Source organism: Methylocaldum sp. GT1TLB (assembly GCF_051027445.1).
Lineage (GTDB): Bacteria > Pseudomonadota > Gammaproteobacteria > Methylococcales > Methylococcaceae > Methylocaldum.
Genome location: NZ_CP194898.1, coordinates 78,268 through 91,060 on the forward strand (window position 1 = coordinate 78,268; position 12,793 = coordinate 91,060).

The window sequence follows — 12,793 nt, forward strand, 5'->3', positions numbered from 1 at the left end:
AGGAGGGGGCCTCTATAGTAAACTATCGGGATGGCTCAATATTTTCAGATCCACCCGGACAACCCGCAAGCTCGGCTCATTCGCCGAAGCGTCGAGATCATTCGCGAAGGGGGCGTAATCGTTTATCCGACCGATTCCTCCTACGCGTTCGGCTGTCAGATGGATAATAAATCCGGGCTGGACCGCATCCGCCGAATTCGCCAGTTGGAGGAAGATCACAATTTCACCTTGGTCTGCAGGGATCTGTCGCAGATATCGACTTTCGCGAAGATCAACAACGAAGCATTCCGACTGATCAAATCGCTGACGCCGGGGCCGTTCACCTTTATTCTCAAAGCGACCCGCGAAACGCCGCGTCGCCTGCAACATTCAAAGCGCAAAACCATCGGTATCCGCCTGCCGGACAATCCGATCACGCTGGCGCTGGTAGCGGAACTGAACGAGCCATTGTTCAGTTCGACCCTGATTCTCCCCGGCGATGATGACGCCATGACCGACCCAGAAGACATTCGCGACCGCCTCGAGAAAGAGGTGGATTTGATCATCGATGCCGGAGTCGTTCCCTATACGCCGACCACTATCATCGGCTTTATCGAAGACACGCCGGAGATCGTCCGGCAGGGATCGGGCGTCGTCGCTTCTTTGCAATAATCCTGTTCGTTCCGCCATACAATCTTCCAATGGAAAATTTCAACTTTATTCAGGTAATTGCCGGCTCAATAATTCCTGTTTTGTTTGCAGTCACTTTACATGAAGTAGCCCACGGCTGGGCTGCCAGGTTGTTTGGTGATAATACCGCCGCCCGTCTCGGCCGGCTTTCCTTGAACCCCTTGCGTCACGTTGATCCAGTTGGAACCTTATTAGTGCCAGGGGTTTTACTAATGTTACAGACGGGTTTCCTTTTTGGTTGGGCTAAACCCGTGCCGGTGGATTTCGGCAAATTACGTCATCCCAGGCGCGATATGGCGCTGGTAGCAATTGCAGGGCCAATGGCAAATTTAATCATGGCGATTGGTTGGGCTCTTATTTTGCGCTTAGCAGTTGCTTTAGATTTGGAGTATGTCTCCCTGCCTCTCGGGTTTATGGGACAGGCGGGAATAAAATTTAACATATTGTTGATGGTGCTAAATCTACTGCCGATTTTGCCGTTAGACGGCGGGCGTATTGTCGCTAGCCTGTTGCCAACGAGACTTTCCATTAAGTTCAGCAGAATTGAGCCCTACGGCTTTTTTATCCTTTTAGCCCTGATTGCCACAGGATGGCTGTCCATAATCTTGGGTTTTCCGCTAAATATCATGCTGCAATTGTTGTTCGGTTTTGCCGGTCTGTAGATGACTGATCTGGCCGATTGTGAAAAGACCGTTGCGACCGATTCGAATTCGGAACGAGATGCGCGGCAGGTCGATTCACAAGCTGTAAGCGAGGGAGCGGTCACCGCTGCACCGTTGGCTTTCGTCAACGGCGCGCCGTTCACGGAGTTGCCGGAAGACCTCTACATCCCACCCGACGCGCTGGAAGTATTCCTGGAAACGTTCGAAGGTCCGCTCGATCTTCTGCTTTATTTGATCCGCCGGCAGAACCTGTCCATAGTGGACATCCCCATTGCCGATATCACCCGCCAGTACATCACCTACATCGAGATGATGAGCGAACTCCGGATCGAGCTTGCCGCCGAATACCTGCTGATGGCGGCGATTCTCGCCGAGATCAAGTCGCGCATGCTGCTGCCGCGTCCGACAGGGCCGGAACAGGGCGAGGAGGATCCTCGCGCCGAACTGGTGCGCCGCCTCCAGGAGTACGAACGCTACAAGCACGCCGCCCAGGAGCTCGACGCCCTGCCGCGATGCGAGCGCGACGTTTTCGAAACGTCGGCGGATACCGGTGCCATCAAGGTCAAAAAGGTTTATCCCGAAGTGGAATTGAAAGAAGTTCTCTTGGCTTTCCAAGACGTGCTGCGGCGCGCCGAGCGATCGACGCATCATCACATCCAGCGCGAGCCATTGTCGGTGCGCGAGCGCATGTCGAGTATACTGGCGCGATTGCGGACCCAATTATTGATCCCGTTTCCCAGCTTGTTCGAACGGAAGGAAGGGCGGCACGGCGCGGTCGTTTCGTTGCTCGCCATCCTCGAACTCAGCAAGGAGCGTTTGATCGAGATCATTCAGGAAGAACCGTTGGGCGAATTGCAAGTTAGGCCTCTGATGGCTTCCGGTGTCGATTGACGTGGAACTGAAGACGATCATCGAGGCGGCGCTGTTAGCCGCCGGCAGACCGTTGTCCTTCGCCGAACTCGAAAATCTGTTTGCCGACAACGAGCGGCCGGAACCCTCAGAAATACACTCCGCTTTGGCGGAGTTGGCCGAAGATTGCCGCGGCCGGGCCGTCGAATTGAAGCAGGTGGCCAGCGGGTACCGTCTCCAAGTGCGGGAGGCGTTTTCCCCCTGGGTCTCGCGGCTGTTCGAGGAAAGGCCTGGGCGTTATTCGCGCGCCTTCTTGGAAACTCTCGCCATCATTGCTTACCGTCAGCCGGTTACGCGCGGTGAAATCGAGGATATTCGCGGCGTAGCCGTCAGTTCGAGTATCGTGCGAACGCTTCAGGAGCGGGGATGGGTACAGGTGGTAGGGCACAAAGAGGTCCCGGGGCGCCCGGCCCTGCTCGCCACGACCAAGCAATTCCTGGACTATTTCAATCTGAAGAGCCTTGGCGAACTACCGCCGCTCCAGGAGCTCATAGACGACTTGGCGCTGCAAGCGGCGCCGCAAGACCAGCCAGTGACCGAAAATGCGAATACCGAATCGATCGAATAAGACCAAGACGCCGGCGGATGTACGTCCATCACCGGATGACGCCGGCGAGCGGATTCAGAAAGTTCTCGCTCAGATCGGGCTGGGCTCGCGCCGGGAAATCGAGGAATGGATCAGGGCCGGTCGGATATCGATAAACGGCAAGCCGGCCGAGCTGGGGGATCGTTACAGAACCGGCGACCATGTCACCGTCAACGGCCGACCGGTCGATGTCGCCAAAAGGTCCGAAGCGCCAACCCGTGTGCTCATCTATCACAAGCCGATCGGAGAGGTGGTCAGCCGGCGCGATCCGGAGGGGCGTCCGGTAATTTTTACCCGGTTGCCCAAACCATCGACCGGGCGCTGGATTGCCGTCGGACGTCTCGATATCAATACCCAAGGTCTGTTGTTGGTCACCAATAATGGTGAACTGGCCAATCGTCTCATGCACCCGTCGCGGGAAATGGAGCGGGAGTACGCGGTCCGGGTTCTTGGCCCCGTCAACGACGAAATGTTGACTCGGCTGTCGAACGGTATTGCGCTGGAAGATGGACCGGCTCGATTCGAGACGATAGAACCGGCGGGCGGTGAGGGCGCCAACCGATGGTTTCGCGTCACCTTGAAGGAGGGGCGCAACCGTATCGTTCGGAGGCTTTGGGAATCGCAGGGAATTACGGTAAGCCGATTGATGCGGACGCGGTTTGGCGGGATTGCCCTACCGTCCCGATTGAAAGCGGGAGCGTCTTACGAACTCCCCGCTGAAGAAGTCGCCGAATTGATGCGTTCGGTTGGACTGGATATCGGAAAAACGCCTTCGGATCGGCGCCCTGCGCGCCGGCATGCGAGCGACAAAGCTGTCCGCCGCCGAAAAACCAAGATTTTTTAAAACCGTCGGTCTTTTGGCTACGTATCGATTGCAGCCGCAACCCGATTGCGTCCGCCGCGTTTTGCCAGATACATGGCCTGATCGGCGCGGCGCAGCAAGTCCAAATGAGTTTCTCCGGAAATCAGCGTTGCTACCCCCAAGCTCAGCGTAACGCGGACGCCCGAATCGCGTACTCCGCAGAATGTTCCTTCGACCGTGTTACGAATGCGTTCAGCAAGATTTACCGCGCCGTCCTTGGACGTGTTGGAAAGCAGAATGACGAATTCTTCACCGCCATAACGGAACAGGATATCGCTCCCGCGCACGGAATCCTTGATAGATCGCGCTACCGACCGCAACACGGCATCGCCTGTGTCATGCCCGAAACTGTCGTTGATCGATTTGAAGTGATCGACGTCGAGAAGAATGATCGAAAGGGGGGTGCCGTAGCGGCGCGCGAGCTCAAGTTCCCGCTGCAGACTACTGAGCAGTGCCGGTCGATTCCCGGTTTGAGTCAACTGGTCCGTGTGGGCATAACACAAGGCTTCGCGATACTTGAGCCCGTTTCGCAAGGGATAGAGTAGGCGGCAGAGTAGCGCTTCCACTCGGGCCAACTCCGGTTCACTGAAGCGCCGGTCTCGGCTCATCCGCCATTCGCCGAGCGGCTCGTTCTCGAGTTCGAGATTGTAAGCGCAGACGTGCCGTCCTTTCTTGCCCAGCGAAAGTTCGATGCCGAGCTTTTCGTTGCAAAAGCGCAAGCCGGAATGGGGAACGATAGTCTTCAAGTGCGTGCTGAACAAACCGAGAAGCTGCTCTATGTCCAGCGTGGTCTGAAGAGCTAAGACCATTTCGTAGTAGGATCCATCACCCAGAGCGGTTTTTTTCTCGCTCTTTTGGCTCGACAGCGCGGCTAAATTTTCCGCTTTATTATTTTTCATCGCGCAGTTTCTCTTCTCGCCGAAAGGGTGTCTGATGGCTTAGGTCTCTTCTAAAGCGAGATTTATGCCAGTGTCCTCGGCACCCGAAATTCAAGCGTTCGATGCTACTGCCTGTCGGAAATTTGACGGGTGAGGTAGGACTATTTTGTCGGTTTATGGCAAGCATCGAAAATTGATCGAGGGACAGCAAAGCCGAGCGCGAAGTTGCGTGCCCGTCAAAGAAAACGTCAGTGAATTCTCGGTTTTTTGCCGACATCTAAAACCGGTAAAAATTCGGACTGTTTGTAAAGAGTCAGTGCCCAGCGGTCCTGATCGCTGTCGTGGCGGAGAATATAAATGCCGTCCGTGGTAAGCAGCTTGAAATATCCATATTCCGACGCGAGCCACCGGTCGATGACCTCCACGACTTCGATGCGTCGGTCGCCGAGGAAAAAAGCGGACGGCTCTTGTACTCCAAGCTCGCTTCGGTTAGCCAGAACTGTGATCGGCTGTAAATTGTCGGACATGACAAATCTCTGAATCGTTCGCTATTTAAAAAATGCTTCCAGGTAAGCCCAAAATTCGGAAATGCACTTTGCGTGCCTCGATCCTTCGGTTTCTTGCGTAATCGTACCTTATCCAGGAAGTCGTGTTAACGGAAGTGCGAAATCGATGCGGTATTGATTTTATCGCATGCGATCGGCGGAGGTGAGCGAAGGGATACAATTTATGGTGTCCTTGCGATACGAGGACATAGCGAATGAATCTTGCCCGTTCAGCAAGGCAGTGCCGACGTTATCGTGCGAAGACAGACGTCTCGGGGACTGGCTTCGGCTCCTGTGCTATGCATGTAAATCGCTTCATGGGTGACTGCCCGAGTACACGTTCCACACGTGCAGTTGATCGCAGCCATCGTTGCTGTATCCAGTAACTTTGATCCAGGCCCGCCCGTCCGTGATCGGTTGAGAGAGCACGCCTTCGACCGCTAGTCTCCCGCTACGCTGTTCGGAAATCGTGACGGCGACGGGCTCGTTATTGACCCAGACTTTGATGGTGTCACGGTCGGTATTTTCCGAGGCGACGAAAGAGAACTTTTGGAGTGCCGGGACGCTGGTCTTCTTGGCGGGCGATTCGTCAAAGAAAATCGGTGGCGTGCAATCGAGAATGATTCCGCCGTGGTGACTCACTCCGAAAGCAAAGACTGTGGCGGGTAATAGGTACGCGAGGGACGCAATCGCGACAGGTTTTATCATTGTATTTACCCTACTCGGTTTTGACTGTTCCGTCGTTCAAGCGAACGAGCGTTGCTGTTCCCGCGGAGAAGCGTTTCTGGTCTTTATGATTGTAATTCGGCCTGGAGGCTCGGTTTGACGGTATATCGGTTTTCCACGCACCGCTCTAAATCAAGACAAACAAACTGCCTATCAGCATGCTCAAGACCACGCCTTTCCAAGGCCACCAAAGAGCCGACCAAGACAGGCGCAAGATTTTTAGCTGTTTTTTAATCCAACGCATCAAGGCTGGAATAAGCCTGGTTCGGCTATATCGCCAGAGCCATCTCACAGTGACGATGCCGAGCAGGATCTTGAGTGGAGTTATCGTCCAGGCGGTAATCAGTTCTGCGTGGCGTGGCGAAAGGTCGAACCAGTCCTCCAACTTGTCTTCGATGAGGATTTCCTCGCCGCCTTCCACGAGAATGAAAATAGCGTCCCCAAGCAGTTCCATGATGTCGAGGATCAATTCGAAGATCAGTTCTGCGGAGGCAATCACGGCGACCAGGCCGATTCCGAACCAGAGCAACGGTTTCCAGCTGGGCTCGGGTTGGGGATCGGTACCGGACTTTTCTATGTCCGAGTTCGAATTCTCTGTTACGTCACTCATGTTTTATTGACGGCTAGTCTGGATTTGCGCAAGGGTAGCTGCGTTTCACGTACCGTTCAAGCACTGGTGGTGTGGGCGCTCCAACGGAAAACGTCTTGAATTTTTGCAGCGTCCTAATCCGGCTGGCCCTCGGCGTGTCAGGCGTGGAGCGTAAAACACCCGGTCCGAGAACATGAGGCGGCTGGAATCGACGCGAACTGTGCTATAGTTCGGCAGCCACAGGGTGCGGTTATCCCGGGATCATCTGAGCCTTCCTAATTTCGGGATTTGCATCGGGGCGGTAGCGAACTATCCGACAGAGTCCGACGAATAAGATCTCATCGAGAGCCTGATGGAAATTAAAGAATGGCTGCATGTATGGCAGTTTGAACATCATCCCTTCGTAATCTTCGACGCAGACCGCGATCCTTATCTGCAGGCGGCCATGATAGAGAACACGTCGTTGCGGTCGGCGTTGCTGAACCTGGACAAGCCTAGTCCGTACGTCATTTTTGCGATCCGAGGAGCCGGAAAATCCTCCATGCGGATCGACACCGAGCGCTATCTGAGACAGTATCAGGACAAGGTGCTGGTAGTCAGATACGTAGAATTCAACGAACTGCTCAGCGAAGTCACCAAGGTGAGGAAGCTTCCGGCCGAGTATTCTCCGAGGAAACCGGGTTTGGCGAAGCTATTTCGGAGAAGAAAGGAAGAGGTACTCATCCGCGAGAGCAAGATCACCCTCGACGATCATCTGGATTACCTTCTCAAATTGGGAATAGAGGAGCTGTACCGCAATATCACCGAGGCTCAGAAGGAAGACATGCTCAAGGACAACCGGGAGTTCGCGGAAAAATTCATATTGCTTACGGCACTTTATTTCTCCCCCAATGATCTGTCGAACAAGATCTCCGCGCTTCGGAAACTGATCAGTATTGCCGGTTACAAGAAGCGGAACAGCTTTTTCTCCAATAAGCAGGCAAAGCTTTTGGCCGGAGAGATTTATCGGAATATCCGCGGCGTTCCGGTTTCGGTGGAGAACATGTTCAAGATCATCCAGGAAATCGGACCTGGTCTGTTCGAGTTCCACGGTATTCCGAGGATGACGGAGAACCGGTTCACGCTGCTCAAGAGCTACATGGATCTAGTCCAATACTTCGGGCTGTCCGGCGTTTATCTGTTGGTCGATCGCGTGGACGAGCCCACCAGCATCAAGGGCGATCCGGAAAAGATGCGCGAGCTGGTAACGCCTATTCTCGACGATCAGCTGTTCCAGATCGATCATCTTGGCATCATTCTGTTCCTGCCGTACGAATTGCACGATCTCAAGAAGTATTATCGGAGCGATCGAATCAAGACCATTTCGTCGATCAATTGGTCGGCCGACAATATGATCCGGCTGATCGAGAAGCGCATGAACGTTTCCCGGAAACCGGGAAGTGCGCCGATCAAACTGGCGGATCTGTTCGAGGAAGAGGGAGAAAGCAAAGCTCAATTCATCGTACGCCAGTTGACGCCTCGGAATGCCTTTCGATTGCTGAGCATCATCGTCGAAGAACACTGCCAGACCGTGGTGTACGGGCCTAAAATTTCGACCGAGGTGTACGAGTCGGCTGTGCAAAGATATCTTATTGAAAAAGAAGGATATTAGTTTTTGCAGTCCGGTGAGTGGCGAAAACTCTTCAACCCCGAGAGATAACCCGCAATTTCACTTGCCGAGCCCATGGCTTGCCCGTATCACATGGAAGTGTTCGATAAGCTTCCATTTCAAGCGGGATGAAGAGCTATGTCGAATCCCCATCGATTGCTTCCGTGCGATAACGATAGATCCTGATCGAGTCGGACCAGTAATCCTTGGGGAGACCGGCTTTCAATTTCAGATGCTGCAAGAATGCCCGAGGATTCGGCAGTGATTCCCAAACCGAGGGCAGAAAAGTTCCGCGCCTGAGCCCTTCTTCCAAGATCAAGCCATCCTCGCCCGCCGCCAATTGTTGTAGCAAATCGTCCTCAGACGTGAACGACACCGGCTCCGCCGGCGTCAGCAACGATAGATGGATATCAAGCCGCTCGATGTCCCACTGTCTGACCGGCGGGAACCGAGGATCCCTAAATGCGGCGGCGTAAGCGTTATGAGCGATGTCTTCGGCTAAAGAGCGAATGGCTTCAAGCGTGCCGATGCATCCGCAGAGTTTGCCTAGTATTTCGAGCGTCACGAACGTAGCTCTCATGGTGATGAGCTCAGGTGCTAGCGTTTGCTGTTCGACGGGAATCGGTCGTCCGTGGACCGAGCCGTACTCGATTGATCGTTTCGCAAGCGCGAGCAGAAACCGGCGGTGCGTTGAGTTCAAGAAACCGTTTGTGTTACGCAAAGACATAGCTCCCATAGCCGACTACTCGATCTTTCGGGCCAGCCGTATCGCCGGAACTGCGTAAGTCCAGCGTTCGGGCTGTTAGACCCTTCTCGCGGGCGAAGTAGAGTAAGCCGTTGACGGCTATCCGTCCACAAGCCGATTCATGACCGATATCCTCCGGCCGAAGCCTTTCGATGGCGACGGATGTGGCCTGATCTATTCGCTTGGCCGTGGCATAGTCATGGTAATGGCTTAAATCCGAGCTGATCACGGTCATAGTCCCCGAATCGTCCCAAAGCCGCTCGAGTACCGCGCTGACGTCGGAAGGTGCGGCAATGCCCACGACCAAAGGAACCAGTTCGAACTGGTTCAAGACCGCCTGCAGAAAAGGCATATGAACTTCAAGGCTATGCTCGAGCAAGTGTGCCTCATCGAGCCTTTTGACGAATGGTAAATCGAGAATCTTTTCGATGGCGGCGCAGTCTATAGGGATGTTGCCCAGGGGAGTGGCGAAGCTGTCCGCATGACTGACGGCGATGCCGTGAAAGCCGATTCTATGAGAAGGGCCGATTAAGACAACGCGACGAATGACATCCCTGCCTTGTTTGATCAGGGCATAGGCGCTGGCGGCTATGGGGCCCGAATAAATGTACCCGGCGTGAGGTGCGATAATGGCCTTCGGCAGCGGCCCGGCTGTGTTTGCATCCAGCAGAAAATCCCGAACCATAGCGCGAAGCCGATGTTCGTCATCCGGGTAGAAAAGCCCCGCGACGGCAGGTTGGCGTATGTTCTTCATTGCAAAGTCCTCTGTGGGATCGACGCCGGCCGACGGCAAAACGTCGACAGGCACCCGATGGGTCATATTTTACAAATGCGATTTTATTTGACGAATGGGGTGTAGATCATGAATCGGACCATCGAAACGGCGCAGGGTTTTCCTACGCGCTACTGGCGTACGCTGGAGGACGGTCGTGTGGAATGCACGATGTGTCCCCGGTTTTGCAAGTTGCATGAAGGACAGCGGGGGTTGTGTTTCGTTCGCGGCAATGTGGACGGCAAGATCGTATTGTTGTCCTACGGGCGCTCTAGCGGCTTCTGCATCGACCCTATAGAGAAAAAACCGCTGAATCATTTTCTTCCCGGTACGCCGGTCTTTTCGTTCGGCACGGCCGGATGCAATCTCGCGTGCAAGTTTTGCCAGAACTGGGATATCAGCAAGTCTCGCGAGATGGATTCACTGATGGATCAGGCTTCCCCCGAAGCCATTGCGCTGGCGGCAAAAGAGCTGGGTTGTCGCAGCGTCGCTTACACCTACAACGATCCCGTTGTCTTTCATGAATACGCCGTGGACGTTGCCAAGGAATGCCGAAAGCATGGCGTCAAATCGGTCGCGGTATCGGCCGGTTATATGTGCGCCGAGCCGCGCGCCGAGTTTTACAGCGTGATGGACGCGGCCAATATCGATTTGAAGGCGTTCACCGACGAGTTTTACCGCAAGATCTGCGGCGGCCATTTGCAACCGGTATTGGAAACGCTGCAATACATCAAGCATGAAACGTCCGTGTGGCTGGAAATAACGACCTTGCTGATTCCCGGTGAGAATGACTCGGATCGTGAGTTGGAGGCATTGACTCAATGGGTAGCCGACAAGTTGGGGCCGGACGTGCCTCTCCATTTTTCGGCCTTTCATCCCGACTGGAAGATGATGGATAAGCGTTCCACGCCGCTGGACACATTGGTTCGAGCTCGGCGCATCGCCATGAAAAACGGTCTTAGATACGTTTATGTCGGAAACGTTCACGATAAAACGGCTGACAGCACTTATTGCCATCACTGCGGCCAGTTGCTCATTGGCCGCGACTGGTACGAACTTTCGGAATGGAATTTGACGCCGCAAGGCGCTTGCAATGCATGCAACACGCCTTGCGCAGGCGTGTTCGAAGAAAGCCCCGAAGATTGGGGCGGCAGGCGCGTGCCGGTCAGCATGTACCGCCGGGCGGCAACGCGCCACTAACGCGTTGCTTGAAGATTGATCGGGGGATGCCGTTCATGAGCCGCTGATCGATGATCAGGGACAGATCGCCGTGTTTCGTGGCGGCTCATCATCGTTCGTGCGAGGATAGTCCAGCGTAAAATGGAGTCCTCGGCTCTCTTTGCGCAATAAGGCCGAGCGGATGATCAGTTCGGCTACGATGACCAGATTGCGCAACTCCAATAAATCGCTGGTGACCCTGAAATTGCCGTAATATTCGGCGATTTCCTGCTTTAACAGCTCGACACGGCGCAATGCCCTCTGCAGGCGCTTGTTGGTCCTGACGATGCCTACGTAATCCCACATGAAACGTCGGATTTCGTCCCAGTTATGGGCGACGACGACTTCCTCGTCGGAGTCCGTGACCTTGGATTCGTCCCATTCGGGCAAGTCCGGAGGCGAAGGGATCTCGGGCAGGGCCTTGATGATATCCTCGGCCGCCAGCTTGGCGAAAGCCAGACATTCGAGCAAGGAATTGCTGGCCATGCGGTTGGCTCCGTGGAGACCGGTACAGGCTGTTTCTCCGACGGCGTAAAGGCCGGGCACGTCGGTGCGCGCGTGGCGGTCGGTTTGCACGCCTCCGCAGGTGTAATGAGCGGCCGGGACGACCGGTATCGGTTGCGACGTAATATCAATATTGAGCTCTAGGCACCGAGCGTAAATGGTCGGGAAATGGCTCTTGATGAAGTCGGAGGGTTTGTGGCTGATGTCCAGGTAAACGCAGTCGATGCCCAGGCGCTTCATTTCGTGATCGATGGCGCGCGCGACGATATCGCGGGGAGCCAGTTCCTCTCTGGAATCGAATCGGTGCATAAAGGGCGAGTCGTCCGGCAGCACCAGTTTTCCGCCTTCTCCGCGAACCGCTTCCGAAATCAGGAACGAGCGGGCATGTGGGTGGTAAAGGCAGGTTGGATGGAATTGAATGAATTCCATATTGGCGATGCATGCGCCGGCGCGCCAGGCCATGGCAATGCCATCCCCGGTGGCGATGTCGGGGTTGCTGGTATATAGATAAACTTTGCTGGCGCCACCGGTCGCCAAAACGACGACTCGGGCCCGGAGCGTTTTTACTTTATTGTCGTGGGTATCGAGCACATAGGCGCCCAGCACGCGGTTCCCGTCACGGCCGACCTTTTTCTCGGTTATCAGATCGATCGCGTTATGGTATTCGAATAAATCGATATTAGGATGGTTGCGGATATGTTGCGCCAGCGAGATTTCGACAGCCCGTCCCGTGGCATCGGCAGCATGGACAACGCGGCGATGGGTATGTCCGCCTTCCCGAGTCAGGTGAAGGTGGTGGCCGCCGCTTTCCGCGTCCGCTGCAGTGAACGGAACACCTCGTTCCAGCAGCCAGTCGATGCATTCTTTGCCTAGCGAAACGACGAGCCGCACGATATCCGGATCGCAAAGGCCGGCACCCGCGTTCAGTGTGTCCTGTATGTGCGACTCGATCGAGTCGTCGGCATCCAGCACGGCCGATATGCCGCCCTGGGCGTAAAGCGTGTTGGTTTCGGTCAAGGCGGTTTTGGACAGGACGGCGACACTCGCGTGATCGGCGATGCGTAGCGCCAAGCTTAAGCCGGCTGCGCCGCTGCCGATGATCAAAACGTCGTGAACTGAGGATGGCATGAAGTGTGTGTGTCGTGGTGGTTTCGCCATCCTACTGTAAAAGTATCTTGTCTAAAACAGGTGGCGTTGAATTAGCCATGGGAATGGCAGCCTAAAGCAGAATCTCGATTCGGTGCTGATGAGTCGTCAAAAGTGTGGGTCGTGGCGGATACGGCGAAATACGCATTGAATGGCGCTTGCGAAACTACGATAATTCTTCCTGTAGAATCAAGCTAATGCAATTGTGCAGCAGTCTTTGACAGTGTTTTCTGTCAAGCCACGTATCTCACTCTTAATGAAGCTCTCAAATAAGCCGTGTTTTTCATTCGCTCGCCGTATTCAAATAAGAGCCCAGATCTTTTGGTCGTGCGTG

14 protein-coding genes are annotated in these 12,793 nt (G+C 54.7%); 7 read left to right on the forward strand and 7 right to left on the reverse strand.

Annotation, left to right across the window (positions count from 1 at the left end; all coding sequences use genetic code 11):
* Nucleotides 1-30 precede the first annotated feature (30 nt).
* From ACR2R1_RS00350 to rluB, 5 genes are read left to right on the forward strand one after another with little or no spacing between them, the layout of a single operon-like run.
* On the forward strand, nt 31-651 hold the full coding sequence (locus ACR2R1_RS00350) for an L-threonylcarbamoyladenylate synthase (RefSeq protein WP_156879361.1): 621 nt from the start codon (nt 31-33) through the stop codon (nt 649-651).
* Between the two features lie 29 nt (nt 652-680).
* Nucleotides 681-1,331 (forward strand): site-2 protease family protein, encoded by a 651-nt coding sequence (locus ACR2R1_RS00355; protein ID WP_086135421.1) that lies wholly within the window; start codon nt 681-683, stop codon nt 1,329-1,331.
* The gene (locus tag ACR2R1_RS00360) at nt 1,332-2,222 is read left to right on the forward strand and encodes a segregation and condensation protein A (protein ID WP_434112159.1); all 891 of its coding nucleotides are present in this window, start codon (nt 1,332-1,334) and stop codon (nt 2,220-2,222) included.
* A 1-nt stretch (nt 2,223) separates the two neighbouring features.
* A complete protein-coding gene (gene scpB / locus ACR2R1_RS00365; protein WP_077729270.1) occupies nt 2,224-2,808 on the forward strand; it encodes an SMC-Scp complex subunit ScpB in 585 nt (194 codons plus the stop codon).
* Nucleotides 2,783-3,670: a 23S rRNA pseudouridine(2605) synthase RluB gene (gene rluB, locus ACR2R1_RS00370; RefSeq protein WP_077729233.1), complete on the forward strand. Its 888-nt coding sequence runs from the start codon at nt 2,783-2,785 to the stop codon at nt 3,668-3,670. Before scpB ends, rluB begins: the two co-directional genes overlap by 26 nt.
* Nucleotides 3,671-3,687: 17 nt before the next feature.
* On the opposite strand, the gene ACR2R1_RS00375 is transcribed toward rluB, so the two are convergent.
* The 4 genes from ACR2R1_RS00375 to ACR2R1_RS00390 all read right to left on the reverse strand — a co-directional run bounded on the left by ACR2R1_RS00375 (nt 3,688) and on the right by ACR2R1_RS00390 (nt 6,447).
* The gene (locus tag ACR2R1_RS00375; protein WP_347258839.1) at nt 3,688-4,587 is read right to left on the reverse strand and encodes a GGDEF domain-containing protein; all 900 of its coding nucleotides are present in this window, start codon (nt 4,585-4,587) and stop codon (nt 3,688-3,690) included.
* 227 nt (nt 4,588-4,814) lie between these two features.
* Nucleotides 4,815-5,093: a hypothetical protein gene (locus ACR2R1_RS00380; protein WP_077729231.1), complete on the reverse strand. Its 279-nt coding sequence runs from the start codon at nt 5,091-5,093 to the stop codon at nt 4,815-4,817.
* 333 nt (nt 5,094-5,426) lie between these two features.
* Nucleotides 5,427-5,819 carry a hypothetical protein gene (locus ACR2R1_RS00385; protein ID WP_156879364.1) on the reverse strand — a complete coding sequence of 131 codons (393 nt, stop codon included), beginning with the start codon at nt 5,817-5,819 and terminating at the stop codon, nt 5,427-5,429.
* A gap of 145 nt (nt 5,820-5,964) precedes the next feature.
* On the reverse strand, nt 5,965-6,447 hold the full coding sequence (locus ACR2R1_RS00390) for a hypothetical protein (RefSeq protein WP_077729229.1): 483 nt from the start codon (nt 6,445-6,447) through the stop codon (nt 5,965-5,967).
* Nucleotides 6,448-6,778: 331 nt separating this feature from the next.
* Between ACR2R1_RS00390 and ACR2R1_RS00395 the strand changes: the two genes are divergently transcribed.
* The gene (locus ACR2R1_RS00395) at nt 6,779-8,077 is read left to right on the forward strand and encodes a hypothetical protein (protein ID WP_077729228.1); all 1,299 of its coding nucleotides are present in this window, start codon (nt 6,779-6,781) and stop codon (nt 8,075-8,077) included.
* Nucleotides 8,078-8,210: 133 nt separating this feature from the next.
* Here the strand turns inward: ACR2R1_RS00395 and amrA are convergent, their stop codons facing one another.
* Both amrA and amrB read right to left on the reverse strand, forming a co-directional pair.
* Nucleotides 8,211-8,810 (reverse strand): AmmeMemoRadiSam system protein A, encoded by a 600-nt coding sequence (gene amrA, locus ACR2R1_RS00400; protein ID WP_434112163.1) that lies wholly within the window; start codon nt 8,808-8,810, stop codon nt 8,211-8,213.
* Nucleotides 8,788-9,573 carry an AmmeMemoRadiSam system protein B gene (gene amrB / locus ACR2R1_RS00405; RefSeq protein WP_077729269.1) on the reverse strand — a complete coding sequence of 262 codons (786 nt, stop codon included), beginning with the start codon at nt 9,571-9,573 and terminating at the stop codon, nt 8,788-8,790. The genes amrA and amrB overlap by 23 nt, the downstream gene beginning before the upstream one ends.
* A gap of 108 nt (nt 9,574-9,681) precedes the next feature.
* Between amrB and amrS the strand changes: the two genes are divergently transcribed.
* Nucleotides 9,682-10,791 (forward strand): AmmeMemoRadiSam system radical SAM enzyme, encoded by a 1,110-nt coding sequence (gene amrS, locus ACR2R1_RS00410; protein ID WP_434112165.1) that lies wholly within the window; start codon nt 9,682-9,684, stop codon nt 10,789-10,791.
* 54 nt (nt 10,792-10,845) lie between these two features.
* Here the strand turns inward: amrS and nadB are convergent, their stop codons facing one another.
* A complete protein-coding gene (gene nadB / locus ACR2R1_RS00415) occupies nt 10,846-12,441 on the reverse strand; it encodes an L-aspartate oxidase (protein ID WP_434112167.1) in 1,596 nt (531 codons plus the stop codon).
* Between the last annotated feature and the right edge of the window lie 352 nt (nt 12,442-12,793).

Excerpts from the sequence above, each read along its gene's own strand:
- ACR2R1_RS00350 (WP_156879361.1), top strand. The coding sequence starts at position 31 with ATGGCTCAATATTTTCAGATCCACCCGGACAACCCGCAAGCTCGGCTC.
- ACR2R1_RS00355 (WP_086135421.1), top strand. The coding sequence starts at position 681 with ATGGAAAATTTCAACTTTATTCAGGTAATTGCCGGCTCAATAATTCCT.
- ACR2R1_RS00360 (WP_434112159.1), top strand. The coding sequence starts at position 1,332 with ATGACTGATCTGGCCGATTGTGAAAAGACCGTTGCGACCGATTCGAAT.
- rluB (WP_077729233.1), top strand. The coding sequence starts at position 2,783 with ATGCGAATACCGAATCGATCGAATAAGACCAAGACGCCGGCGGATGTA.
- ACR2R1_RS00375 (WP_347258839.1), bottom strand. The coding sequence starts at position 4,587 with ATGAAAAATAATAAAGCGGAAAATTTAGCCGCGCTGTCGAGCCAAAAG.
- ACR2R1_RS00380 (WP_077729231.1), bottom strand. The coding sequence starts at position 5,093 with ATGTCCGACAATTTACAGCCGATCACAGTTCTGGCTAACCGAAGCGAG.
- ACR2R1_RS00385 (WP_156879364.1), bottom strand. The coding sequence starts at position 5,819 with ATGATAAAACCTGTCGCGATTGCGTCCCTCGCGTACCTATTACCCGCC.
- ACR2R1_RS00390 (WP_077729229.1), bottom strand. The coding sequence starts at position 6,447 with ATGAGTGACGTAACAGAGAATTCGAACTCGGACATAGAAAAGTCCGGT.
- ACR2R1_RS00395 (WP_077729228.1), top strand. The coding sequence starts at position 6,779 with ATGGAAATTAAAGAATGGCTGCATGTATGGCAGTTTGAACATCATCCC.
- amrA (WP_434112163.1), bottom strand. The coding sequence starts at position 8,810 with ATGGGAGCTATGTCTTTGCGTAACACAAACGGTTTCTTGAACTCAACG.
- amrB (WP_077729269.1), bottom strand. The coding sequence starts at position 9,573 with ATGAAGAACATACGCCAACCTGCCGTCGCGGGGCTTTTCTACCCGGAT.
- amrS (WP_434112165.1), top strand. The coding sequence starts at position 9,682 with ATGAATCGGACCATCGAAACGGCGCAGGGTTTTCCTACGCGCTACTGG.
- nadB (WP_434112167.1), bottom strand. The coding sequence starts at position 12,441 with ATGCCATCCTCAGTTCACGACGTTTTGATCATCGGCAGCGGCGCAGCC.